The sequence below is a fragment of the Bradyrhizobium ontarionense genome, assembly GCF_021088345.1.
Lineage (GTDB): Bacteria > Pseudomonadota > Alphaproteobacteria > Rhizobiales > Xanthobacteraceae > Bradyrhizobium > Bradyrhizobium ontarionense.
The window spans coordinates 893,863-917,404 of record NZ_CP088156.1 but is presented as its reverse complement, the minus strand read 5'-3'; the positions used below and the strand labels follow the sequence as shown (position 1 = coordinate 917,404).

33 protein-coding genes are annotated in these 23,542 nt (G+C 66.0%); 2 read left to right on the top strand and 31 right to left on the bottom strand.

Annotation, left to right across the window (positions count from 1 at the left end; all coding sequences use genetic code 11):
- Positions 1-36: 36 nt before the first annotated feature.
- A complete protein-coding gene (locus tag LQG66_RS04065; RefSeq protein ID WP_231323671.1) occupies positions 37-1,239 on the bottom strand; it encodes a LysM peptidoglycan-binding domain-containing protein in 1,203 nt (400 codons plus the stop codon).
- A 193-nt stretch (positions 1,240-1,432) separates the two neighbouring features.
- On the opposite strand from LQG66_RS04065, the gene LQG66_RS04060 reads away from it, so the two are divergent.
- Positions 1,433-3,253: a protein kinase domain-containing protein gene (locus LQG66_RS04060; protein WP_231323668.1), complete on the top strand. Its 1,821-nt coding sequence runs from the start codon at positions 1,433-1,435 to the stop codon at positions 3,251-3,253.
- Positions 3,254-3,886: 633 nt separating this feature from the next.
- Here LQG66_RS04060 and LQG66_RS04055 read toward each other — a convergent pair.
- From LQG66_RS04055 to LQG66_RS04035, 5 genes are all read right to left on the bottom strand, one after another.
- Positions 3,887-4,705: a DNA adenine methylase gene (locus LQG66_RS04055; protein WP_231323666.1), complete on the bottom strand. Its 819-nt coding sequence runs from the start codon at positions 4,703-4,705 to the stop codon at positions 3,887-3,889.
- Positions 4,706-4,869: 164 nt separating this feature from the next.
- Positions 4,870-5,640 carry a phage head morphogenesis protein gene (locus tag LQG66_RS04050; RefSeq protein ID WP_231323664.1) on the bottom strand — a complete coding sequence of 257 codons (771 nt, stop codon included), beginning with the start codon at positions 5,638-5,640 and terminating at the stop codon, positions 4,870-4,872.
- Positions 5,633-7,240: a DUF935 domain-containing protein gene (locus tag LQG66_RS04045; RefSeq protein ID WP_231323662.1), complete on the bottom strand. Its 1,608-nt coding sequence runs from the start codon at positions 7,238-7,240 to the stop codon at positions 5,633-5,635. The genes LQG66_RS04050 and LQG66_RS04045 overlap by 8 nt, the downstream gene beginning before the upstream one ends.
- Entirely contained in the window at positions 7,240-8,892 is a 1,653-nt protein-coding gene (locus LQG66_RS04040) for a terminase large subunit domain-containing protein (RefSeq protein ID WP_231323659.1), read from the bottom strand. The genes LQG66_RS04045 and LQG66_RS04040 overlap by 1 nt, the downstream gene beginning before the upstream one ends.
- Positions 8,889-9,272, bottom strand: a complete 384-nt coding sequence (locus LQG66_RS04035; protein ID WP_231323657.1) for a hypothetical protein — start codon at positions 9,270-9,272, stop codon at positions 8,889-8,891. Before LQG66_RS04035 ends, LQG66_RS04040 begins: the two co-directional genes overlap by 4 nt.
- A 55-nt stretch (positions 9,273-9,327) precedes the next feature.
- Here LQG66_RS04035 and LQG66_RS04030 point away from each other — a divergent pair, with 55 nt between their 5' ends.
- Positions 9,328-10,053, top strand: a complete 726-nt coding sequence (locus LQG66_RS04030) for a hypothetical protein (RefSeq protein WP_231323655.1) — start codon at positions 9,328-9,330, stop codon at positions 10,051-10,053.
- Here LQG66_RS04030 and LQG66_RS04025 read toward each other — a convergent pair.
- From LQG66_RS04025 to LQG66_RS03905, 25 genes are all read right to left on the bottom strand, one after another.
- Positions 10,050-10,667 (bottom strand): DUF3486 family protein, encoded by a 618-nt coding sequence (locus tag LQG66_RS04025; RefSeq protein ID WP_231323653.1) that lies wholly within the window; start codon positions 10,665-10,667, stop codon positions 10,050-10,052. The two genes, LQG66_RS04030 and LQG66_RS04025, sit on opposite strands and share 4 nt — an antisense overlap.
- 6 nt (positions 10,668-10,673) lie before the next feature.
- The gene (locus LQG66_RS04020; RefSeq protein ID WP_231323651.1) at positions 10,674-10,970 is read right to left on the bottom strand and encodes a VpaChn25_0724 family phage protein; all 297 of its coding nucleotides are present in this window, start codon (positions 10,968-10,970) and stop codon (positions 10,674-10,676) included.
- Positions 10,970-11,350, bottom strand: a complete 381-nt coding sequence (locus LQG66_RS04015; protein WP_231323650.1) for a DUF2730 family protein — start codon at positions 11,348-11,350, stop codon at positions 10,970-10,972. Before LQG66_RS04015 ends, LQG66_RS04020 begins: the two co-directional genes overlap by 1 nt.
- Before the next feature lie 3 nt (positions 11,351-11,353).
- A complete protein-coding gene (locus tag LQG66_RS04010; protein ID WP_231323648.1) occupies positions 11,354-11,539 on the bottom strand; it encodes a hypothetical protein in 186 nt (61 codons plus the stop codon).
- Positions 11,493-12,071 carry a hypothetical protein gene (locus tag LQG66_RS04005; protein ID WP_231323646.1) on the bottom strand — a complete coding sequence of 193 codons (579 nt, stop codon included), beginning with the start codon at positions 12,069-12,071 and terminating at the stop codon, positions 11,493-11,495. Before LQG66_RS04005 ends, LQG66_RS04010 begins: the two co-directional genes overlap by 47 nt.
- Complete coding sequence (locus tag LQG66_RS04000) at positions 12,068-12,949, bottom strand: glycoside hydrolase family 108 protein (protein WP_231323644.1); 882 nt, start codon at positions 12,947-12,949, stop codon at positions 12,068-12,070. The genes LQG66_RS04005 and LQG66_RS04000 overlap by 4 nt, the downstream gene beginning before the upstream one ends.
- Positions 12,946-13,107 (bottom strand): hypothetical protein, encoded by a 162-nt coding sequence (locus LQG66_RS03995; RefSeq protein ID WP_231323642.1) that lies wholly within the window; start codon positions 13,105-13,107, stop codon positions 12,946-12,948. Before LQG66_RS03995 ends, LQG66_RS04000 begins: the two co-directional genes overlap by 4 nt.
- A gap of 130 nt (positions 13,108-13,237) precedes the next feature.
- A complete protein-coding gene (locus LQG66_RS03990) occupies positions 13,238-13,663 on the bottom strand; it encodes a helix-turn-helix domain-containing protein (RefSeq protein WP_231323639.1) in 426 nt (141 codons plus the stop codon).
- Complete coding sequence (locus tag LQG66_RS03985; protein ID WP_231323637.1) at positions 13,660-13,926, bottom strand: hypothetical protein; 267 nt, start codon at positions 13,924-13,926, stop codon at positions 13,660-13,662. The genes LQG66_RS03990 and LQG66_RS03985 overlap by 4 nt, the downstream gene beginning before the upstream one ends.
- Positions 13,927-13,935: 9 nt before the next feature.
- Positions 13,936-14,496: a GcrA family cell cycle regulator gene (locus LQG66_RS03980; protein WP_231323635.1), complete on the bottom strand. Its 561-nt coding sequence runs from the start codon at positions 14,494-14,496 to the stop codon at positions 13,936-13,938.
- Between the two features lie 40 nt (positions 14,497-14,536).
- Positions 14,537-14,941: a hypothetical protein gene (locus LQG66_RS03975; RefSeq protein ID WP_231323633.1), complete on the bottom strand. Its 405-nt coding sequence runs from the start codon at positions 14,939-14,941 to the stop codon at positions 14,537-14,539.
- A 2-nt stretch (positions 14,942-14,943) separates the two neighbouring features.
- Positions 14,944-15,648 (bottom strand): regulatory protein GemA, encoded by a 705-nt coding sequence (locus LQG66_RS03970; RefSeq protein ID WP_231323631.1) that lies wholly within the window; start codon positions 15,646-15,648, stop codon positions 14,944-14,946.
- Complete coding sequence (locus LQG66_RS03965; RefSeq protein ID WP_231323629.1) at positions 15,648-15,983, bottom strand: hypothetical protein; 336 nt, start codon at positions 15,981-15,983, stop codon at positions 15,648-15,650. The genes LQG66_RS03970 and LQG66_RS03965 overlap by 1 nt, the downstream gene beginning before the upstream one ends.
- Positions 15,984-16,126: 143 nt before the next feature.
- Positions 16,127-16,501: a LexA family protein gene (locus tag LQG66_RS03960; RefSeq protein ID WP_231323627.1), complete on the bottom strand. Its 375-nt coding sequence runs from the start codon at positions 16,499-16,501 to the stop codon at positions 16,127-16,129.
- On the bottom strand, positions 16,498-17,067 hold the full coding sequence (locus LQG66_RS03955; protein ID WP_231323625.1) for a host-nuclease inhibitor Gam family protein: 570 nt from the start codon (positions 17,065-17,067) through the stop codon (positions 16,498-16,500). Before LQG66_RS03955 ends, LQG66_RS03960 begins: the two co-directional genes overlap by 4 nt.
- 6 nt (positions 17,068-17,073) lie before the next feature.
- Positions 17,074-17,400 carry a hypothetical protein gene (locus LQG66_RS03950; protein ID WP_231323623.1) on the bottom strand — a complete coding sequence of 109 codons (327 nt, stop codon included), beginning with the start codon at positions 17,398-17,400 and terminating at the stop codon, positions 17,074-17,076.
- A complete protein-coding gene (locus tag LQG66_RS03945) occupies positions 17,397-17,672 on the bottom strand; it encodes a hypothetical protein (protein ID WP_231323621.1) in 276 nt (91 codons plus the stop codon). The genes LQG66_RS03950 and LQG66_RS03945 overlap by 4 nt, the downstream gene beginning before the upstream one ends.
- Entirely contained in the window at positions 17,669-18,061 is a 393-nt protein-coding gene (locus tag LQG66_RS03940) for a transcriptional regulator (protein WP_231323619.1), read from the bottom strand. The genes LQG66_RS03945 and LQG66_RS03940 overlap by 4 nt, the downstream gene beginning before the upstream one ends.
- On the bottom strand, positions 18,058-18,684 hold the full coding sequence (locus tag LQG66_RS03935; protein WP_231323617.1) for a hypothetical protein: 627 nt from the start codon (positions 18,682-18,684) through the stop codon (positions 18,058-18,060). Before LQG66_RS03935 ends, LQG66_RS03940 begins: the two co-directional genes overlap by 4 nt.
- Positions 18,685-18,686: 2 nt before the next feature.
- On the bottom strand, positions 18,687-19,475 hold the full coding sequence (locus tag LQG66_RS03930; RefSeq protein WP_231323615.1) for an AAA family ATPase: 789 nt from the start codon (positions 19,473-19,475) through the stop codon (positions 18,687-18,689).
- Positions 19,476-19,511: 36 nt separating this feature from the next.
- On the bottom strand, positions 19,512-21,662 hold the full coding sequence (locus LQG66_RS03925; RefSeq protein WP_231323613.1) for a Mu transposase C-terminal domain-containing protein: 2,151 nt from the start codon (positions 21,660-21,662) through the stop codon (positions 19,512-19,514).
- An 18-nt stretch (positions 21,663-21,680) separates the two neighbouring features.
- On the bottom strand, positions 21,681-22,202 hold the full coding sequence (locus tag LQG66_RS03920) for a hypothetical protein (protein WP_231323611.1): 522 nt from the start codon (positions 22,200-22,202) through the stop codon (positions 21,681-21,683).
- Between the two features lie 32 nt (positions 22,203-22,234).
- Positions 22,235-22,678 carry a hypothetical protein gene (locus tag LQG66_RS03915; RefSeq protein WP_231323609.1) on the bottom strand — a complete coding sequence of 148 codons (444 nt, stop codon included), beginning with the start codon at positions 22,676-22,678 and terminating at the stop codon, positions 22,235-22,237.
- A gap of 159 nt (positions 22,679-22,837) precedes the next feature.
- Positions 22,838-23,047, bottom strand: coding sequence for a hypothetical protein (locus tag LQG66_RS03910; protein WP_231323607.1), 210 nt, complete (start codon positions 23,045-23,047; stop codon positions 22,838-22,840).
- A gap of 193 nt (positions 23,048-23,240) precedes the next feature.
- Positions 23,241-23,495, bottom strand: coding sequence for a helix-turn-helix transcriptional regulator (locus LQG66_RS03905; RefSeq protein WP_231323605.1), 255 nt, complete (start codon positions 23,493-23,495; stop codon positions 23,241-23,243).
- Between the last annotated feature and the right edge of the window lie 47 nt (positions 23,496-23,542).

Below are 23,542 nucleotides of genomic sequence, written 5' to 3'. Positions count from 1 at the left end.
CGACGGAGCTCCCCCGATCAAACCCGCTAAAGCCGCCTACCGCTTGACCGGAAGCACGAAGACCTGGCCCGGATAGATCAGGTCCGGGCTGCGGATCTGCTCGCGGTTGGCCTGGTAGATGACGGCATAGCGCGTGCCGACGCCGAGGAGACGGCGGCTGATGTGCCACAGGCTGTCGCCGCGCGAGACGGTGAAGGTCTTGGCGCCGGCGCGGGCAGATGACGTGCCCATATCCTTCAGGTCGGCGCCCGGCGCGGCCGCCAGCTGCGTGCGCGGGACGGCAGCGACGGTCCCCTGGCCAGCCGCCGCCACGCGTGTCGCAACGGATGCCGTGGTCGCATCCTCGGGACCATTCAAGGGCACCTCCGCGCGGGCCAGAACGGTTCCGGATGCAGCGTCCACCTCATCGAGCCGCAATCGGTCCTTGCTGGACCATTTGGCATCCTTGATGGTCGCGGTGAGACGTCCGTCGGGCCCTGCGACGGCGGAGCCGACGAGGCGGTCGTTGAGATAGAGCCGCACGGTCGCGCCGGGGCGCGCGCGGCCGCTGACGCGCAGGAGTCCGTTCGGCTCGATGTCGACCGCGTCCACGGCAACGGCCTGAGGCGACGATGCACCGGGCTTCGACAGCACGCGGGTCGGCTGGTCCGGCGTCAGCAGCGCCACCGTCGGCGGCCGCTTGCCGGCCTCCACCACGACGGCGACGCTCTGCCTGGATGACACCTCGCGGCCGTCCGGCTGCCGGGCTCGCAGCGTCAGGTCGGAGGCGCCGGCAGGCAACCGGCGCGGCACCATCGAGAACTGTCCCGATTGATCCGCAACCACGCGATCATGCGGCTCGCCATTGCGCAGCAGCTCGACGGTCGCACCGGGCGCAGCCCGGCCGGCGACGACGGTCTCGCCCGAGGGCTCCACGCTGACCACGTCGAACGACGGGCTGTCGCTGTCCGCGGCCAGCGGCGTGACCGGCGCCAACAGCGCGGCCAGACTGCTGGCCTGTTGTTGTGCGGTCGCGAGCGCGGCCGCGGCTTGCGTCGAACCAACCTTGTCTGCCGCCCCCTGCTCTGACCCAGCGCCCGGTCGCGCGGCCTCTTCCTGGCTGGCAGCGGGCTGCCCGCGCTTGAAGATCGAGCCGCCGAGATCGATGCCGGGCACAAAGGCGATCAGGAGAACAGCCGCCGCCAGCGCCGCGAAGGCGCCGCCCGCCCAAAACAATCCTTTGCCGCTCACGATGGTCATGCGAAGGTTCGTCCCTGGTCGTGGCGAACACGGAGACGACGGCTCCGTCAGCAGGATGGTTGGCATCGCTGATACCATCAAGCGCGTCGAAACGCCATCGCGCGGCGCAAGCGAGGACTCCTAGCGGTCGGACCAGACGTCCTGGATTCGATCACAAGTCCTTACGTCTGTTCCGCTGCGCAGGAGGTTTGCGGTGACCGACGTCCGCTACACCTTTCTCGCTCGGCCCGAGACCCGTCTGGCCACGGTGTTCAAGGGGACCCTGGCCGGGCGCCGGGTCGAGGATACGGTCATCCTGGACCGCACCGTGCTCGCCGCGCCTGCGCCGACGATCATCCGTCCTCGGACTGGACCAGCAGCAGACGCGGCGGGAGCACCACGCCATGCACCGCGCCCGGCCGCATTTTCCGACCTGGCCACGATCGTCGCCGGCCGATCGGAGACCCGAAGCACGGACGATCATCGACCGCTCGTCCGCAAGTCGCTGCCGCCCGGCTGTATCGTCCACCGCTACCGCATCAACAAGGTGATCGGAGAAGGCGGATTCGGGATTACCTATCTGGCGGAGGATACGGTCATTCGCCGCCGCGTCGCCCTGAAGGAACTGTTCCTGAGCGGACGCAGCTACCGCACGCATGCGAACGACGTGCGCTGCCCGGATGGCGACGACGGAATCATGCAGTGGAGCCTGTTCTATTTTTCGGAGGAGGCGCGCATCACCTTTGCGCTGCGCCACGAGGGCATCGTTCGGATCCACGATTTCTTCCGCACCAACAATACCGCCTACATCGTCTACGAGCTGCTCGACGGCTCCGACATGCGGCTCTGGGGAGACGCTGCGCGCCGCAGCCTCGGCCACGGCGAGGTGCTCGATCTGATGCGCGCGACATGCGATGCGCTCGACCATGTCCATGCCTCGGGCTTCGTGCACCGCGACTTGAAACCGGGCAACATCTTCGTCGTCGGTCCGCGCCGTCTCCCCGTGCTCATCGACTTCGGCGCGGCCACCGCGCGAGACGTCGCCGGGCATGACGGAGGCCTGATGGTAACGCCGGGCTTCTCGCCACCCGAGCAGTACCGCACCGATGCGCTGCCCGATGTTCGGTCCGACGTGTATGCGCTGTGCGCCAGCTTTTATTGGCTGCTGTCGGGCGAGGCGCCGCCCGAGGCCACGCAGCGCCTGGTCTCGGACAATTTGCAGCCGCTCGCTGCGGCGATCGACCCTGCGTTCCGCTTCAGCGACCGGCTCTATCGCGTCATCGGCCAGGGGCTGAGCCTCGATCCATCGCAGCGCTACGACAGCGTCGCGCGGCTGCTCGACGATCTCGTTCCCAAAACCACGCTCGCGGCGACCGGCTATGCGCCGCAGCCACGGGGCGCCAGAATTTTTCTGTCCTATCGCCGTGCCGAAAGTCCGCATTTCGCCGGCCGTCTGCTGGACGCCCTGCAGATGCGCTTCGGCACCGATGCGGTCTTTCTCGACGCCCATTCGATTCCGCCCGGCACGGATTTCTGGGATCACATCAAGGACGTTCTCGGCGACTGCGCCATCCAGCTGGTGCTGATCGGACCTGCATGGACGCGGTTGCTGCACGCGCGCCGGCGGCGCTGGTATCAACGCGAGAGCCGCGAAGACCATGTCGTGCAGGAGATTGCAGCGGCGATCGAGCTTGGTCTCCCCATCCTCCCCGTGCTGTTCGACGGCGCCGCGATGCCGCGGCCGAAGGACCTGCCGCCCGCGCTCCGATTGCTGCCTGGCCTCAATGCGAGCCTCGTCGGCTCGGCCGACAGCTTCAGGCTGGCGGTGGATGGCCTGTGCGATCACATTGCCCACCTGCGGGCCGCGCATGACGTGCGGCGCACAACGATCCGCGCGCTCGGGTCGGCATTCCCCCCTGACTATGCCTTGTCGGCCGGCTCGTTTGCGACGGTTCTTGCTCCGCCACCTCCAACCGCGCCGAAGACGCCGACATCCGGCGCGGCGTTTCGCGGCTCCGGGATCGTGGGCGGGTAGAAGGATCTGACAAGCGCGGACAGCTCATCGCGACGTTCCAGCGCGTCAAGTCGCTGCGTCCAGGCGATTTGGCCCGCGCGCTCAACAGCATCACCTTGTCCAGAACTGCGATAGATTTTTCTATTTCGCTTTTCCAGAATTCATGTATGATCCTCCCCGTCCCGCCTCGTTGCGAGGGGCGTACGCGTCGTCACGGACGTTGAGGCGGGATGCGGTGGACGTGGGCGGCGATGCACGACGGGCATGGCGGCTCGCGAACGGAGAAGTCGCGTGGTCCTGACCTCCCGATGCTGAGGCCAAGTGTGACGCGCAGTTTCATATGGCACTCCCCGGGATTGGCCGGGAATATCCGGGACGCGGCGGGAAGTGCTTGATTTCCATGGGCTTGGCCGCAACTGGGCGGGCCTGGCGATCGGCGGCCCTCGCGCAAGTTCAAATGACACCCGGGCGGCGGCCCGTGCGCGGAAACACTAAAAAACAAGCGGGCAGCTCCCGAACTCGGACTCTTTTCCCGGGGGTGACGCGGCGGGAGTCCGAGTTCGGCGATTTCGGCATAAAGTGTTGAGTTTCCGAGGGTTGTCCCCGTGGCGACGCCGTCCACCGTGGCGAACTCGGACTCGGAACTCGGACTCTTCAGCGACGCCTTTTCGGGCCGGTTATGATCAGCTCCCGGGCCGCCTTGGCGTTGGTGCTGGCCGCCACCGAATAGGTCAGCCGCACGGGCCGCAGCGCGAAGCCGTGGAAGGTTTTCCGCACCTCCGGCGTGTCGTTCAGCGACAAGATAAAACGGCCTTTCAGGCGGCTTAAAACGTCCGCCATGAGCCCGTATTCCGAGCGCTCGAACATCCCGGCGCCGTAGTCCTTCTCGCCGCCGAAGTATGGCGGGTCGAGATAGAACAGTGTGGCCGGCCGGTCGTAGCGGGCGATGAATTCGGCCCATGGCAGGCACTCGATCGTGACGCCCGCCAGGCGCTCGTGCAGTTCGTCCAGCATGGGCGCAAGCTTCGCGACGTTGAAGCGAGCGCCGAGCGGATTCACACCGAAGTTGCGGCCCGCGACCTTGCCGCCGAATGCCGTCCGCTGCAGGTACAGGAAGCGCGCCGCGCGCTCCAGATCGGTCAGCGTCGACGGATGCGCAGCCTTCAGCCTCTCGAACTCCTGCCGTCCGGTGATCTGCCATTTCAGCATGTCCATGAAAGGCACGTAGTGCCGTTGCAGGATACGAAAGAACGTCGCGACATCGCCCGACCGGTCGTTGATGATCTCGCCCTTCGCCGCGAGCCGCCGCCGCAGAAAGACGCCGCCCATGCCGACGAACGCCTCTGCATAGGTCTCGTGCGGAATCCGCTCGATGCTCGCGACGATTGTCCTCGCGAGCTGCTTCTTGCCGCCGATATAGCCTGCTGCCGGTGAGACCGGTTGAACCTGCCTGTAGACAACCTTCGAACCCATCTCCTCAATCACTCCCCGCCCGCCTAAGGTCGCCACGCTGCGCAGCAGCGGCGGGTCGGCGGGTCGAGATCACTCGTCGTGCGGGTCAGTCTGCCAGGATAGGCCCGCGGTTGCAGCGTTTGCGCGCTGCGGCCCCCGCCACTATCGCGGCGGAGGTGAACTCCTCATTCCTTCAGCGCGTCGTCGATCGAGGCCGGCATCTCGCCGGGCCGATAGGCGAAGCCTGGGTCGATCCCTTGCGGTACCTCGACCGTCTTCAGCGTGCCGTCCGACAGCTCGACCGTGCGCTTGATCAGCGGCGATGGCGGCGCATCCTTGGATACGCGATAGCCATAGCGCCTGAGATCGTCGTCGGAGAGGCTCTCGGCCCAGCAATGGCAGCCCCAACCGTTCGGCGGATAGTGCGTCTTCCACCACGGATGCTCGACGGGCAGAATCGTGCCGTCCCAAGACTGATGAATCGGCCGCGGAAAGCGCTGGCCTTCGAGATGACGATACATCAGATACGGCCGCGTGCGCTTGACGCGCTGGATCTGGTCCCAGCGGCCCGCGGCATAAGCCGTGCTCATGTTGGTGTCGAAGATGACACGGCTACGCCAGCCGCGCGTGCCGTTGTAGCTCCATCCATGGGTGTCGACGATGCTGTCGAAGTCCTTTCGGAACGTCTCCAGCGTCTCGCCTTGCTCGATCGCCTTGACGACGGCCTTGTGGAAGTCGGCGACCAGGTCATCGGTCATCGCGCCGGCGACAGTGAAGCTGCGCGAGTGCTCCTGCTGCCACAGATCGGTCCACGTTTCCGTTGGAACGGCCGTCTTCTTCTTGAGGAAGTTGATCGCCTCGATCGGCGCGACCGAAAACGGCAGGATTTCGGCCTGCGGAGCTACACCGATGCAGCCGCAGCCTCGAAAAACCGGCGTGCCGTGCGCTTTAAGCATCGGGGATGTTCGCCCGCCCGGTGAGATTAGCCATGACGCGCGCCATGCGCATCAGTCCGGCGAGATTTCGCTCGGCGATACCTGGCTTGAGCTTCAACAGTTCGTCACGCACCTGCTGCAGCGACGTCGCATGCTCGACGACGGCGCGGACTTCGTTGATCAACGCGTCCGTCCCCGGCCCACAGAGCTTCTCGGCCTGGTCGGCGAGCGCCACGATGGGATCATCGACCTCGCGCATGCGCTGCGACGTGTTCAATGCGGGAAAATCGGACCCGGTGTTGCCGAATCCGGCCGGCGCCGGCGTTGCCGGTGCTATCAGCACGTCAGCGCCGGTTTTCGGAACGGGAATGCCGAGTAGATCGTTGAAGAAGCTGGTCTCGACCTTGAGGCCCATCGGAATGAGCTTCACCGCGCTCTCGACCGTGAGCTGGACGTTCTTGTCTTCGGGACGGCCGACGCGCAGCCGCGGATACAGCAGTTGCTTGCCGAACTGCAGGTCGATCCACGGCCGCACGAGGTCGCGGTTGAGCACCGCCGACAACGCCTTCGCATCGGAGCGCTCGATATCCTCCTGCACCTGGCGGTGCTCCTGGCCGACGGCGTGACCGCCGGCGATGGCGTCCGTCGTCGCGGTCTGTCCGAGCACCGCCTTCGAGATCTGTCGATCGAGCCAGTCGCATCGCTTCTCGTAGAGGTCGGCGCCCTGGCCGACGTTCTTCGATTCGATGAACTCGATCAGCATCGTCTCGGGGATGATCGCGGCGCAGTCGCCGGCGATGTTGGCCACGGCGCTGAACAGCGTGCTCTTGTCGCTCTCCGTCGATCCTGCTGGGTATTTGCCGACACGGACCGGCTGCCCGAACGTCTGGCTGAAGATCGCCCAGTCGCGCTGGGTGAACGCCTTGAACATCCATGCCCATGCGACCAGGCGCGAGACGCCGGCGCGCACCGGCAGGCCCGACTTGGCCTTGATGGCGGCGACAACGAACTTGAACGGTGCCAGCGGCGACTCGCCTGACGGCGTCGAAGGAAGGTTGACGGATCCGACGCCCTCGGCGTCGTAGGCGCCGATCAGCAACGGCGTCGCGCCGTCGTAACGATCGAAGCGAAACCAGCGCGGATCTCGCCAGGCCAATTGACCGACGTTCCAGTCGCCCTCAGACGTGTCCCACACGATCTCGGTGAAGCTGATGCCCTTGCCGATCGCATCGAGCATGTCGAACAGCTCGGCCTGCAGCGTGTCGCGCTTCAGGCCCGCCTCGATCCAATCCGCATGCGCCTTGGCCTCGGGCGTATCCTCTGCGGCATCGACCTGGATATCGAGCTGCGATACCGAGCGCTTGCGTGTGCCGAGCACGCCTGCGTAGTGCAGGTCGCGCTCTTCGATCAGCTCGGCCAGCTCGAAAAAGCGCAGCGGATCTCCGGCATCGGCGGCGCGCAGGATGTTCGCGAGCCGGATCGGATCGAGACCATCGGCCGGATAGCCCGAGACGGGCGAGCGCACGCCGCCGATGCGCGGGCCTGCGACCTCGCGCGTCAACAGCTCGCGTTGGATCGGCCGGCCGAACTGATCGACGATCGGTGAAACGGCGGTCGCCATCAAAGTCCTCCACGAATGCGGGCGCCGAGCGGCGGACGCCACCACCGGCTCTGGTCGCGATCTTCGTCGTCATCATGCGACGGCCCGCCTTTAGCGGGATTGTTCGCGTCGCGGCTGTTCGGCGAGCGGTAGCCGAACTCGACCAGCTGCGCGCGCGTTTGCGCATAGGCGAGCACGAGCGCGATCGCGACGTCGCCGTGACGCTTCTTTCCGTCCGCACCCTTGGTGCGGATGTCGGGCACGCGCGGAATGCCGCGAATGGTCTGCACGAGCGCGAGATCATCGGCGCCGTCGGCATCCATCGGCAGCAGGATGGTCCCGTCCTCGAACGCCGATTTCAGCGGCGGGAAGTTTTCGAGATACCACTCCGCGCTCATCTTGACCTGTTCGATCCGCATCGGCCCATAGCGCTGCGCGGCGACTTCCGCGAGATAGGCACCGTTGCCGGAGGCGTCCATCTTGCCGCCGATGAAGCGTGGCAGCCGATCGCACATGTAGAACAGCACCTGACGCTGCTGTTCGAACGGGATGTTGGACATCTCGATCCAGAACGGCACCGTACGCTTCAAGGTCTTGCCGATCTCGATCGGCGCCAGCACCGACAGGTCGCAGTTGCGCGCGAAGTCCTGGCCGAAGCCGTGCTGCCGGTCGCCGTCGAGCTTCTTCAAGACGGGATCAAGCTGCTTCTTGCACCAAGCCAGGATGTCGGCCTCGCGGTACTCCTTCGTCTGGAACGTGAACTCCGCCGGCCGCGAGAGCCGCAGCACCGGGCCGTCGACGATCATGCGGGCTTCGATCAGCGCGCGCGCCAGGTAGACGCCGCCGCCCTGGCTCGGGATGCAGAACAGCTCTTCGTCAGCGTCATCGCCATATGAGGCGATGATCTCGGCGCGCCATGTCGCTTCGGCCTCCGGCGACCACTCTTTGCCGGTCACCAGGCAGATGCGCTGATACAACCCGGCCCGCAGCGCGTCGTCGAACGTATAGCGCTCGACGTGGTACGGCTTCCGCCCGGCACGGGCATCCTCGATCAGCCGATTGAAGGCGTTGGCAACGCCGAGATGGGTTGAGATCACGAGGACCCTGCCGCCCCACATCAGCAGCGCGAGCGCGGCCTTCATCATGGCGTCGAGATCGTCGTGGAAGGCGGCTTCGTCCAGGATGACGAAGCCCTGCATGCCGCGGAGCGACCGGGGTCGCGATGGCAGCGCAATGATTTCGAACCCGGACGCGAAGCGGATGCGGAACGCCTGAATGCTACTGTCGGGCTCGCCATCGTCAAAGACGAACTCCTGCACTTCCGAGGCGGCCTCGCTGAAGCTCTTGGCCCACATGGCGCAGACGTCGATGAATTCCCGCGCCATCTCCTTGTTGTAGCCGATATAGAACACGTCCATGCCGCCCGCGGATTTCACTGCGGCGGCGGTCAGCGCGGCGTCCGATGCGATGCCCCAGGTCGCACCGATACGACGGGACTTCTCGCAGAGAGTCACTGCATGATGCGACGTCGAGGCGAGCAGCTCCTTCTGGTAATCGAGCAGAACGCCTTCGATGCCGCCGGCGTCGCGCGCGAGCTGCGCGCTGGCCAACAGGCCAGCGCGCCGCGTCGCGGCCCATTCGGCATCAGAAATCAGGCGAGTGGGATCGGTCACCGGTACTCTTCATCCTCGTCGTCATCCGTGGCGAGGACCTCGGCACCCTCGCGGTCTGCGCCATGGTCGACCGGGTCCGAGGTGCCGTGATCGCGGTAGGGCAGCGCGGGCGTGTAGGTTCGCTGCGCATAGTTCATCACCGTCTCCTGATCGGTGATCGTGTAAGAAAAGATGGAGCTGCCGCCGTAGAAGTGACTCGACCAGCTGATTTCATCCGTGCCTGGCCCCAGCTTCGGCACGTCAATCCGAAGCATCTTCGACCCAAAGCGCTCCTCTTCGCGGGCCTTGCCCACGTGACGGCGGTGGCCGAAAATTTCGACGATCGCCCATTCCCAGCTGATATCGACCTCCAGTATTTCCGTCGGCGTTGCGTCATTCATGACCGTCTCCTGACATTGAGATATAGGGCGGATTCCTAAGGCCGGACTCGACAGCTTGGACGGGTTCGGCCATGCTTCTCGTATGGGGAAATGGGATCAGGGACTCGGGGCAGTTGGGCTGATCGGTCTCGCTGTCAGCTTGACGGTGCTGGTCACCCTCGGCGCTCCGTATGTGGCCTCGCACACCACCCAGGAGATGAAGGATTGGGGTGGGGCCATCGTCAATGTGCTCGCGCCCAGCGTCACTTTGTGGGCCGCGTACATCGCCTATAGCTCGGTCCAGGAGCAGATCAGGGCGCAACGCGATGGTAGTCTGTTGCAGGTGCTTAGCCGAGAACAAGAGCGCCTTGAGGAAGAGCTTCTTGGGCTCCGGGTATGCATGGAGCTGATCGCGGAGGCTTTTGCGGCAGGCGTCCAGCCGCAGCATCACGATGTGCTGGCCGGTAAGTTGCACGAACTCGGTCTTTCCTCCAACGAGACCGACATCGCCTCTGCGATCCAACGCAAGGTTGGCACCAAGGTACCCCCAACCTTGCTTCACCCCGTTGCAGAATGTTTGCGTGCCTACCACGACAGCGTAGTCGAGGCTCAGAATCTCCATTACGGTCCGCCGCCTAGCCAGGATAAGAAGGAGCGCACTCTGGCTCACATGGCTAAGAGACACCAAGACCTTACAAATATGCGGTGGGAATTGAACTCGCGCGAAATTCGGATCGCAAGCGGATTGCTTCCGGCCTGCCGCAATCAAATCGAACAAATTGTAAGCAGGCTGCACGATTAGGCTCCCCGGCTCTCGATTCCCAGAATTCGCGCCTTGATCGCATCGACGGTTTCGGCGGAGAGCCCGGAGGCCTTCGCGACGGCGTCGACGGCCTTGGTAGCCTTGTTCTGCATCTCGGCCTCGATCTTGCGGCGGCCATCCGCCGAGATCCGCTTGGCCTCCTCGGCGTGCTTCAACGCGCGCGAGGTCAGCATCAGCATCTCGGCGGTGTCGCCGTCGGCGGCTAGCTCGCCGGCGTTGCCGAGCATCTCGGCGATCAGCGTCTTGAGCGTCTCGGCGACCATCAGGGTCAGCGAGTTGTCTCCGGCCTCATTCAGCTTCGGCGCGATGACAGCTGCGATCTCGCGCGTCTCCTCGAGCCGGCGTCCGAGCAGCGCGATCTTCAGCGCGGTGCGGTTGAACGCCGAGCGCGAGATCTCCGGCGGCTCGGCTGCCGCGTCCTCGGCCAATGAAGCGGCCTTCAAACGCGCATTGAAGCCGTCGAGGATTTCGAGCTGCGATAGCTTGCGCTCCTTGAGCTGTCCGAACGCCCATATCTTCGCTTCGTCGGCCCAGTCCGGAAGCTTGTCGATTTCCGACAGTCGTCCGCGCCGCGCCCTGGGATGATGCGCCATGGTGCATCATCGCTCCGGCGGGCTCGGACGCTTCACGCCCTCGATCACGAGCCGGCGCTCGACGTGCTCGACGCCCTTCGGCTCCAGCGTCGCAACGACGACGCTGCCTATCGCCGTCTTGGAGATCGCGCCGACATTGCTGAGATAGTTCAGCTCCTCGCGCACCCAATCACGCGACCTCGCGATGCCGAACAGCTCCAGCGTCTGCTGCAGCAGGTTGTCGTTGAGCGCATAGTTCGTCTGGGTGTGCAGCTCGCGCAGGATGATCAGCCGCGCGTCTTCCCGAATGATGTCCCGCCCCATCAGCTCATCACCTTTTCGAGCATGGCTTCCTGAATCCGATCGGCCATCGCGGCGATCGGCTTGACCTTCTCGTTCAGCCCGCGCATCTCCGTCTGCATCGACGCCAGCGCCATTTCGAGGCGATGCGTGACGTCCTTGTCCGGCAGATGCGCCATGTCGGCCTCGACGCGCGTGAGCCGATCCTTGACCTGGTCGACCTCGGCCTTCACTCCGGCAAACCTGATCGCGACGGAGTCGTAGCTTTCCTTGTTGCCCCGATTGATCGCGGCGATCTCTTCATCGATCTTCTTCGTGCGGCCGTTGAGGATCGCATAGACCAGGGAGCCGATGGAGACGGCGACGGCGACCCAGGGGGCCAACTCGCTGAGATTGACGTTCACAGCTCACTTCCCCTTGCCGAAACGCTCGCGCTGCCGTCGCTGGCATTCGCGGGTCGCGTCGATGTTGCCGTTGGCCTCGCCGAGCGCGACCGCGTATTCGCCGATTGCGCGCCAGGGATCGCTGGTCTCGCCGACCGTGGGATCATCGACGTTCCTCGCCAGTTGCTCGCAGTCGCGCGGCAGCGCCACGACGCGCGCCGAAGGCGCCGCCAGTGGCGTGCGGTCGACGCTGGAGCTGGTGCACCCACTCGACCACGCCAGCGCGAGGCCGACACAAAGCAGCGTTCGGATCGTCGCCGAACTTCGCCTGATACTCACTGAGCTTGCCTCTCGCATCGGACGCGCTCGCATCCGCCTCTCGTTTCAGCGTCTCGGCGTCTTCAGCCGCGCGCTCCTGTGCACCCAGCTGAAACTGCGTCCAGACCAGGTCGTTCTTGACGCGCTTCAACTCGGCGCGTGTATCGGATGCCTTGTAGCCGACCAGATAGAGCAGCGCGGCGAAGGCAAGGATGGCGACGATCGAGGCCGCCTTCTCGAACGCCGCGAGCGGCGGATAGAGCCGGTCGACGAACGGGAAATGCGCGACCGCGAAGCTCACGACGGCGACTGCGGCGATGATCACGAGCACCGGCGTCGAGGTGATTGCCTGCCAGAAGATATCGGCAGTGAAGCCGTTGACGGCGTCGACCAGGTCGACCAGCTTTTGTGCGAGCCAACTCATGCGGGTTGGCCCTCGGGCACGGTTGCGACGATGTCGCCATCGATCGCGCGGCGCGCCTTCTTGGCCTTCATGCTCGACCACAGCGAATAGAGCACCGCGCCGACGCCCGCGCCGACGCAGAGCACCGTGATCGCGGTGTAGACGTGCATGATCCAGTCGGCGCTCTGCGCGATCGGCTCGATCTGCTCCTTCACGCTGTTCAGCGTCGCGCCGATGGTGCCGGAGCCGACCGCGCCCTTGATGGCGTCGCCGGAATCGACGGCCGGCTGCGCGACGTCGCTCGCATAGGCCTTGGCGTCGCCCTGGTCCTCGTGCGCCGCAATCGGCGCCGGCCCAACGGAGCCCGTCGCCCAGGCCTGGCCGATAGCCTTGACGTTGGCCACGCGCTTCGCCCAGCCCTTGCCGAACGCGTCCCAGGTCGACAGCTGCTGCAGCATGCCGAGACGGCGCGCGCAGATATCGGCGATCAGCTTGTCATGATCGGGATGGTGCTGCACGGCTGCCAGCGTGGTTTCGCCAAGATGGCCGTCGCCGCTGAACCCGAGCGCGCGCTGCAGCCACTTGATCGACTGATAGGGTCCGGAGTTGACCGCGCCGTCGAACACGACCAGGTCGATGCCGGCCGGCAGCTCATCGCCGCGGATCGCCTTCCAGTATTGAGCCCGGAAGATCTCGTCGCGCTCGCGCTTCCACTCCGCCGTGTTGCGCATCTCCGGCTTCAGCGGACGGCGCGGCTTACCCTGCCGATCACGGTATCCGTCATAGACGCGCTGGATGATGCCTTCGAGCGTGACGCCGCCGGGATCGCGCGGATGGTTCGACCAGCCGCCTTCGTAGGCGAGGATCCTCGGCATGCACTTTGCGAAGTCGGTCTTCATCGCATGACGCTCCCGGCCTGCTCGACCGCGGCGGGCGCCTTCAATGGCCTGGTGTGATTGACGCGCGGGCCGATAACCCATGCGGTCAGCAGTGCGCCGGCGATCCCGATGATCGCGAAGGCGCGGACGGCGACGATGAGCTTGGCGAGGGGATGCAACGGGAGGCTCCTGACGCGAGGTCAGGCGACAATCCCGTAATTGCTCGAAATTCCCGACCCTGACAGATGTCAGGGCGCGCGGATCAGGAATGAACGGATGAGTGTGACTTTGGCACAGCCGGCGCAAATGTCAAAACAGGTTGCCCTGCTTGTTGCCTCTGGCACTGCCCCGATGCCGCGAGCGATGGCGATGCACGGTGCGCTGGGTCAGGCCGAGCGCCTGGGCGATCTCGGTCGAAGACTTGCCTTCATCCTCCAGCTCGTGAACGCGCTGCGCGATCTGGCGCACGAACTGGCGATAGGTGCCGCCGACATGCAGCGGGATCTCGATGCGCTGGCCGCGGCCGTCGACCTCGAAGTGCTTGCAGATCTTCGTCGCCGCCTCCAGGCCGACGCAGGCGATCAGCCAATAGTTCTCGTGGCCGTCGACGTGCAGGCGGTCGGACGACGGAAAATAGACGCGCCGGCCACCATGCCGCGCGGCAATCGACAGCGCCGCGGCTTCACCCGCGACGTCGGCGATCTCCTGCAGCACGGCTGGCAGCGGGTGCTTCATCGGGACTTCCCGGGCCGCCGCGTCTGACGCTTCGCCTTCATCTCCGGCGAAAGCACCGTCACGACGACGTTCTTGACGACGATGTATTTCAGGCCATCGGCAACGATGACCATCTCAGCGGCGCCGATCGCCGCGGCGACGCCGCAGCAGCGATTCAACGAGCCTTCAAGGCTCTTTCGCAGGGCCTCGACGTCGAGGCCGCCGACCCGCTCCACGAAGCGGAGCAGCGCGTGATCGCAGACCCGCAGGCGGCGTGAGGACATGGGAGCTCCTCAGCTGAAGGACAGAGCTCGGTGGCTCTTGTTCGGCGACTGCCACTGCGAGCGCCGCTCCGGTGCCGTGGCTCGCCTGGTGTGCGCCGGGCAATACGGGAGGCCGTCATCGGGCTTCGGGGTGCCGCAGAAGAAGAAGCCGGGCTCGCCGGGATTGCCGACCGGCCATTTGCAGCAGGTATCGGTCAGCTGCATCAGCGTCTTGCGGTGCTCGCTCGGAGTGGTCTGGTCGACGATCTGGTCGGGCACGATCGGCCGCGGTACATCCGCCTTGATCTTGGCACGCTCTGGCGCGCGAAGCCTCGGTGCAGGTCTGATCACGGTTTCGGCCGTGGTCCGCGAAGCGAAACGGGTGCTGCTCCGCGCGGGAGGCTGGCGATCGGGCAGCGCGCCGGCATCGCGGTGCAGCTTGCCGATGACGGCATTGCGCGAGACGCCACCAATCAGGCAGGCCACCTTCGCCGCCGAGTCGCCGCTGTTGTAGAGGGCGAAGGCGATCCGGGTGCGGTGATCGGTCCAGCCGACCTCGGACCTTGCGCGCGCGAGATCGGCTTGGGTCACTCTGCTGCTTTCAGTCATGGTGCTGGTGATGACCACGGTGCTACGCCTCGCTCTTGACGTCTTCGACGGCCCAGGCGGGCAGCGTGACCTCGATCAGGTCGAGGTTCTCTTCCGGATTGACGATCTCGGCCGCGCACCTCTCCTGCTTGTGGCGCGTCATTCCGAACTTATCGAAACTGGGAAATCGGAAGACAGCCAAATGCTCGGTGAGGCGCGGCGTGTAGAGACCGTCCTCGCTCCGCTTCAGCAACACGACGCCCTTGTCCTCCTCCGTTCCAACGAGAAGGTCGTAACGATCGGTGCTCTTGATCTCAGCCTCGGCGGCGAAGGCGGCCCTGAACGAGATCGTCAGGCAGGGGAGCTTTGAGCCCCCGTTGCTCACTAGCGCAACCTTTGCCGGCAGGCCGGAGAGCGACTTCTGGTCGACATGTTTGACGAAGGGCATTGCTAGTGCTCCTGGTTGACGGTGTCGGTTAAGGAGATCTTCGCGAGGGCGGCGCGCAGCTTGTTGCCGAGCGACTTTGCGACCTGGTCGTAGTCCTCGCTCCGGAGCGAGTCCCAGCGGTTGCAGCGCGCGACGCGTGTGGCGTAGGCTTCGAGGTCGAGCATGGGATCGACGGCCTGGCCGATCGGCTTGACGGCGCCGAGCTCGATCAGCTTGCGCCATTGCGCGTCGAGCACGGCGCGCTTGGCGTCGATGACGTCGTCGCCCTGGAGCGGCCACTCAACCCCGCCGGCGCGCGACAGCCAGGTCTTGAGGCCCTCGATCGCCGCGGAGCCGGAGCCAGCCGCCTGAAGGAAGCGGACGTGAGAGACGCCGGTCTGCCGCTGCAGATAGGACAGCATCGCCTTGTCGGTCCGGTCGCGGACGATGCCGAGATTCCAGCCGGCGATCCACAGCGCGCGCAACTTAGTGCCGATCGCGCCGTCGAGTCCGGAGACGGCGCCCGCTGGGCCCGGCTCGCCCGCGGCGGTGCGCAACTGGTCGATGACGCGGCCAGCCTCGCGCACGGTCAGATCCTTGGCCGAGCGCTTGCCGGTCTCGCGCACCAGGAAATCGCGATAGGTGTCGTCGTCGAACGCGGCCTTCGCCTTAAGGACGTGAATGGTCGAGATCATGGACGTGGTCGCGCGTTCGGTTGAGAGCTTCATCAGTCCTGTCCTTTCCGTCGTCGTTGAAGAAATCCGTTCGCGTCGCGCGAGCCGCGCGGCACGATCGCCAGCTCGAGATCCAGCGATCCGAGCGCAGCTTCGATGATGTCGAGCAGCGGCATGTGCTTGCGCCAGCCGGCGATGGTGTCGGCGGAGATGCCGGCCTGCCGGGCGACCCGCTGCATCGAAGCCTGGTGTGCCCGCAGCTCGGCGAAGAACCCGCGCACGATCGGATGAGCATGCGCGGGCACTTCGATATCGCCGCGCGGGCGGCGGCGGCTGATGCCGTCCAGGTTGCGCGCCCGGAACGTCGGGTCGGCATTCTGCTTGCGCATCTGGGCGCGCTTCTGCGCCTTCCGGTCCTCCGACCAGGCCGCGCGGTTTCGCTTGGCCTGGAACGACGCGTCGTTGTTCTGAGACGTCATCAGCGCCGCCTGCCTGGCGCGGCGCTCCGGAGTCCAGCCTGCCGACGTCCCGGTCATGACGCGACGATGCCTCCGGCCTGGTCGAGGAAGAGGTTGACCGCATCGGCAACGATCGCCGCCGGATCGGGCTCGCCATGCTCCGCGCAATAGGTGCGGAGCTGGGACTCCAGCTCGGCAGACAGCGTGTAGCCGCCGATCGGCGCGGCGAGCGTGATCGAGCGGGCGCGATGCTCCACGAAGTGGACGTAGCCGCGCTCGCGCAGCGCCCGCACCATGCGCATCACGCCGGTCTTGGAGTGGATGGCCAGCGCGTTGGCGAGCTGGTGATAGCTCGGCGAGGCGCCGGTGCGGGCAATGTGCGCGACGATTGCGTCGTAGCAGTCGCGCTGGCGCCGGGTCAGGCCGACGCGGAGAGCTGGCCTGATCATTCGGCCGCCTCCGAGATCTCGGCGCCGAACGGCTCGATCTCGAACTGCTCACCGCCGCTGCCGATCGTCACGCCATCGATCGTGCGCGCGAGGTCGGCATTCTTCAGCATGTTCTCCTTGTCGACAGTCGAGGAGACGCGGATGAACGCCTTGTAGCTCAACGCCGCGACCGCATCGTCGCGGTTCAGCGCGGCCTGCGCCTTGGCATAGATGCGCTCGACGATCACCTCGACATCGCCGCTCAGGGAGACCTTCGCTGGCTTGTGCCGCCACGACACCTTGCCGGTGCCGAGGTCGGCGGTCTTGAGGCCGCTGTTGCCGAGCAGCACCTGGCGGTTGGCCTCGCAGTAGATCTGCAGGCCCTTGAACAGCTCAACCGCCTTCTTGCTGTGTGGCTCGGCGTCGAGCTCCGCCTGCTTCTTGATCTTGGCGAGGCTTTCGAGCATCGCCAGCTCGATCACCGAGATCTCGCGGATTGTGGCGCCGTACTCGGCGATCATCTCCGCGGCCTCTTCCTTCGTCTGCGGCACGCGCACGTTCGCGGCTGCGGCTTTACGCTTCACCATGGTCTACTACTCCTCTTCTTGCTGCTGGGCGACATCGCCGTAGCCGAGCGCTTCGAGCGAAGCGCCGACGACGGAAATCTTCAGGCGGGTCTCGCGCAGGAGTTCGTCCTGCGCCACGCTGTCCAGGCGGTCGGCGGCCTTGAACATGTCGTAGGTGAGGTCGGTGATGGCCTTGAGCCTCATCACCAGCAGCGCCATCGCCACGATCTCGACCGTCGAGGCCGCGATGGCGGCGCGCGCGCCCTGCTTCTCGATGCGCGCCGCGGCGGCGAGCGGGTCGGCCGACAGCACCTGGTCGGCGAAGCTCGGCAGCTTCAGGGAGTGCGCGGTCATGCCGGCTCTCCCTCGTTCACCGCGCGTTGAACGATGCGCTCGATACGATGCATCGACAGCAACACGACATTGCTGTCGGGCGCGCAGGCCGCGGCCACCGCATCCATCGTCGCGCTGTTGAGGCCGATCTCCAGGAGGCCGACCTGGGCGATGGCCTTGCGTAAATCGCGCTTGAAGGTCAGCGCCTCGGCGACGGTGAACTGGATGCGGCCGTTGATCCAGGCGTCATACTGGTCGTACAGCCGGAGCAGCTCGTGAGAGACATCGCTCATCGCTGGCCCTCCGGGATGCGCGAGTTCGGGCACTTCTCGACGCCGCCGAGGCCGCGGCAGTGGCGATAGAGCCGCGCTCGTACCGACGATGCGCCGGTGTCGCCGATCTTCTGCTGGTCGAGGCAGTAGTCGCGGTCCATCTCGCCCATGACGGGACACATGACCTTGGCGCCGAGCAGCGCACCGCGGACCTTCTCCGCGACGCGCTCGACATCGCCCGGATATTTGTTGGCGATGACGTAGCTGACGACGGCGTTGGAGTAGCCGATGCGTTCGGCGACACGGCGGGCGTTGGTGCGATCGGCCTCCTCGGCGAGCGCCTGGACCCAGTCCGGCAGCGCATCGCCCCAGGCCGTCTTGGCCTTGGCGTGGTAACTCTGTCCGTTCATGGTGCGACCTCTCTCGCTTCCGGCGCGTCGCCGAAGAAGCGCTTCAGGTTGGGATCCCAGACCACGCGAACGTCGAACAGCTTGCAGCTCGGCGGCTGCGGCCCAGTGTTCATGTCCGGCTTGAGGCGGTAGCGGATCGGCTGGCACTTCCCGACGCGGACCAGGTAGCCGGCGCGTTCGATCAGCATCACGTAGCGGCGTGTGGCCGGCTCCTTCGGCTTCACCTGGTCGGTCGTGGCGGCGAAGATCAGCTCCGGAACGTTGAACTGCTTCAGCGTGCGCATCGCGTTCCAGACGCATTCCTGCGCCGTGGCCGGGATCAGGCTGCCGTCATCCCGCACGCGCGGTGCGAGGACGGGCGTCTTCACGAGCCTGTAAAGCGGCGAGGCAAACTGGCCCTTGGCCTTCGGTGGCCGCTCGCCGACCTGCTCGGCGATGCCGGCGTTGAGCAGGCCAGTGAGATACTTGCTGACGTTCTGAACACACGAGCACGTCAGCTCGTCGATATCGCCCACGGTGAACTCGCCGTTGAGGATCTGCAGGTGGTTCATGATCAGCCAGAAGCCCTCGTTGCCCTTGGGGACGCGGACGTCTAGCTTGGCCTGTTGGTGGAACATCGCCATTGTCAGGCCACCGCCTTGCCGCCCGCGCGACGCGGATAGGCCTCGACGTGACGCGGCGCCGGCGGCTCGCCGGTGTAGAAGTCCTCCGCTCCCCAAAGCTTGAGATCGAGCGTCTTGAGGCCGGCGTTGCGCGCGACCACCGCGGCATGGTCGAGATTGACGACGATGCGCCGGGCTCGGCCGCCCGAGCGCATGCGGATGGTGTCGAGCAGATCGTCCTTGATCTCGACCTTCGGCGCGAAGGCGCCGGCCAGCACGCGCGTGTCGTCCAGGTCGCAGGGCTCGGCCGAGAACCAGTGCAGCACGCGGTTGTGCATGCGCTCGACCGCGAGCAGCTTGGTCGGCAGCTTCTCCTCGCCGATCAGGATGACAGGCGCGCCGCTCTCCTCCTGCAGCTCGCGCAGGATCTCGATCATGCCCTTGTCGACCAGCTTGTCGGCCTCATCGACAATCAGTGGCCGGCTGGAGTCCTGGCCGAGTGCGCCGCGCGCCATCTCCGCCAGCTCGGCGATCGGCGTGCGCTCCTTCGGACGCTCGCCGAACTCGCGCAGCACGCGATGCAGAAGCGTGCGGCGCGTCCAGCTATCGCCGACCTCGATGCGCGTGGCCTTGACGCGGTTCTGCGCGAAGATCGACGCATAGGTCTTGCCGAAGCCGGACGGGCCGTGGCAGACGCCGAAGCCCGGCAAATGCGGCGACCGTTCGATCAGCCGCGTCGTCATCGCCATGAAGGCGGCGACGTTCTTCAGCGCGACCGGGCCTTGGATTTGGTTTGTCTGATGGTTGCTCATGAGAGGGTCCTGACCTTTCGTTGAGTGGAAGACGAACTAACTGCTCACGCGAGACTCATCCTTGTCAGCGGGCTCGCCATAGGTGGCGAGGAAGCCGCGGTACTCGTGACCTTCGCGATACCCACCGAGCCAGACGAGATCGTCCGGCTCGACGAATTGTCCGGCGCGCAACGCAGCGTCGATCGCGCGCGCCCTGTTCCAGCGTTGATGCGCGGTCTCGGCCTGGCGCAGCGGCTTCACGCGCGAGTCCGGCTTCGGCTCGGCGCGCAGCTGCTCGGCGAGCGCTGCGATCTCGGCGGAGTGCGTCGAGGTGTCGCTCTGATGCGCAGAGCGTGCGGCGGTGAGAGCCGGTGTCTCGTGCGCCGTGACCGGCTTGGGAAACTCGATCAGCTTGCCGGCGTCGGCCAGCGCCTGGCGGTGGATCGCGCCGGCGAAGTCCTTCGCCTTGATCTGGCGGGCCTCGCGCTTGACGTCGGCCATGCGATCGTTGATCAGGCGCTTCTGCTCGGCGCGTGCGCGCGCAATCGCCTCGGCCGGATCGATGCCGGCGAGATCCGGCGCGATGGCTTCGCCGAGGTAAGACTCGCCGTCGGCCGCGTACACGAAGACGCGGCCCATGTCGCTTTCGTCCATGCGGACGAGCACGGTCTCGCCGACGGTGAGGAAGCCTGCGATGTAGTGGGCGCCGTCGACGCGCAGGCCGGTTTTGGTGACGGTGCGCAGGCCATCCTTGCCGGGCACAGGCGCCAGCAGCATGTCGAGTGCGCGGACGTCCTCGATGCGCCTGATGCCGCCCGGTGCCATCGCAGCAACCGCGAACGGCGTCTGGCCCTTGAGGCTGGAATGCGGCTTGTTGCCGTAGACGTCGGCGCACCAGTCGTCGAGGCGCTGCTGCAGCTCGGCTGAGGAGATCGAGACCTCGAACATGTCCTCGGCCGTCTCGCCGAGCCGTGCGGCGAACGCCTTGCGGCCCTCGATCTCCTTGCGGTCGGCGACACTGTGGCCGACGAAGCCCGGCAGCGTGCGCATCAGGCCGCGCTGGACCGTGCCGATGCCGCGTTCGATGTGGCCCTTCTGCTCCGGGCTGAACGCGGCCGACGTCTCGTTCTCGATGCCGAGCGCCGCAAACAGGCGGCGCGTCGCGTGTGCGATGAAGTCCGAACCGTTGTCGGTCTTGATGCGTTCCGGCACGCCCCAGGTCAGGATGGCCTTGCGGATGAGCAGGCCGACGGCCGAGGCGCGCGGCGTCTTGGACACGGTGCCGACCATGCGGCGCGAGTAGATGTCCTCGCAGATGTAGATGGTGTAGCGGCCGTCGGTGGTGAGCACGTCGGCCGGCGAGGCGTCGATCTGCCAGACCTCGTTGAGGCGCGCAGCCGGATTTGCGACGCGCGCCGCGAACCGCATCCGCGATTTGAAACGGTCCGGATTGCGGATCGACTCGATCTCGACGCGATAGCTCTCGCGCCACGATTTCAACGCCGCTTGAAACGTCCTGATCGGCGGCAGTGCGATCGGCCGACCGCCGACGTCGATCTGCGGGAATGCGTCTGCGACCAGTGCGCGGATGTGGTGCGCGGTGAGCTGCGGCTGCTTGGCGACCAGCGCCAGGATGTGGATGCGGATCTTGCCGTCATTGGCACGATCGAGCACGCCGGTGCCGCGGCGCGCAGCGGAGCGATCGACGGCGAGCTTCGACTTCTGGCCGGCCTTGGCGGCGGCGCGCCAGCGCGCCAGCGTGCGCGGCGTGAGATGCTTGACCTCGCCGCGGATCCACGGCGCGATGTCGAGCGATCCTGCGTTGTAGAGATCACAGAGGTGGCGGTCGGCGCGCTTCTGGCCGATCGCGGCCTCCTTGGCCAGGCGCTCGACCTGGCCGAGCAGCGCCAGGCGCGCGTCGCGGGCGTCGGCCGCGCTGCCGGTGACGTTGACGGCTTCCGGCTCGGCTGCGGCCTCGCGCGCCATGGATGCGGGAATCTCGACCGCGTCGATGTGGCGGCCGACATAGGCGGCGCGCGCCTCCGCCGGCAGCGAGTCGAGCGCATACTCCAATCCGCCGCCGCGGCCCTGGCGCGAGCGGGCCTGCCAGCCGCCCTTGGCCGCGGCGCGCTTGATGGCGCGCTCCGCGGCCGGCAGGCCCGGCAGTTGCTCGCTCGCGATCTCCGCGGCTGACAGATACGTCTTCACTTCCGGAGGTCCCCTAGCTCAGCACTGCTGATTGCGGATGGCGTCCATGGCGGCGATCCCGGCGCCGTAGACATCCTTGCCAAGCTTCGCCTCGACGACGCTGCGACCCAGCTGCGTTGCATCGCAAATCCCGGGGCGGCTGACCGAGCAGAGCCCGCTATCAAACAGCGACCGGATCGCCGTGTGCCGATGCGTGATCGTGCCGTCCCACCCATTGAGCGAGCGTTCGATGCCACCGCGCGCGACGACGTCGATCAGCGCCATGCGCTCCCAGGACCCGAGCTGCTCGAACAGATCGAGAGGTCTGGTCATTGGACCCGGCGCCGTGGGCGTCAGCTCGACGCGCGTGGTGTCCGCCTTGCCCTCGATAATCCATGACACCGGCACGCCAGTCTGTGCCGCAACCGCGAGCACCACATCGACGCGCATGTCGCTGGCCTCGCGCCACAGCCGCAGCGTCTTCTCGTTGCGGCCGAGGCGAGCGCGGTCACGCGGAGAGATCAGGCGCAGCGCCCATTGGAAGCGTTCGCCGATGTCCATCCTTGTGCAATCTGGAAGCTCTTTTCTGATCGTCACTTCGCTGCCCTCCATTCCGCGTCGGCGGATTCGATTTCCTGGCGGATCTGCTCCAGGCGCTCCTTCGCGACCTCGCGTCGGATCAGCGGCTCAAAGCGCTGCTCGATTGCGATGAAGCTGGTGTCCTGGAGAGCGGCGTTGAGGATGCGGACGTCGCCGGTGACGGCGACCAGCGCCATCAGGCGATGCGCCGGAATGTTGTTGCGCTCGTTGGCCGGCGACGAATACTGATAGAGCACCTCCACTGTGACGCGCTCGCCGAGCACCTGCGACATCGCGTCGGCGATCTCCTCGCGCGAGCGGCCGTCATCCTTGATCGCCTCCGTCATCGCCTGCGCGATGCGGATCGAGGTGCGCGTGGCGCGCACGCGCTCGGCCGCGAAGCGCTCGACGATCGCGTCTGGCTGACTGGAGGGCTCGGTGTCGCGGCGCCTGGTCACGGGGCGATCCTCGCGACGTCTGTCGTCGACGCGGCGCGCACGATGCGCGGGCCAGGTGCCTGGTGACTGACTGAGCTGAGACCCGCGATCAAAGCCGCGACCGAAGCTGCGCTCAGCAAGAGCGCCGCGATGAAGGTGCGGAGAGTGAGTGCCTGGCGCTCACGCATTGGCGACACCATGAAGGATGGCGAGCGTGCGCGGCATGATCAGCGTGTAGCCGGAGCCCTCATCGCTGGCGCCGATCTGGATGTCGTCGCCAAAGGCAATGGTGTGCTTGCGGCCGTCGGTGTGATCACGCACCGTCAGGCAGAAGCGATCGACGTCGACGAGATCGACGGTCAGTCGAATGGTTGAGGGCGACCAGGTCATGGGGCGGTGCTCGCAGGTTGCAGGGCTGCGGCAACGCGAGACGAAAGGCCGTGAGGAGCCCGGTTGAAGGTGACTTCAGATTTGACGGACGTTTCTGAGTCGACGGCACGGCCGCCGATCGGGAGAGTGACGGCAAGGTAGTTGCGTAGGAGCCGACGATGCCTGGAGCGAACGGATGTTGAGGGAGCCAGGGTCATGCCGCACGACTCCCCTCGGCCAGCAGCAGAGCGTCATCCCACGCGAGGCGGCGCTTGCGCGCTTCCGAGCGAATGCGGCGCATGTGCCGCAGCGACGGATCCGTGAGGCCAGCTTCCCACCGCGAGATCGTCGCTTGGCGGACGCCGGCGATCTTGGCCATCTCTTCCTGGGTGACCCCGAAGAGCTTGCAGCGGATATGCTTGATAGCGTTCATCCATTTATGGATATCCATAAAAGGATAAAAAAGCAACAACGAAATCCCGCGATGGATTGGAATCCGGTTTATACAGAAATGTA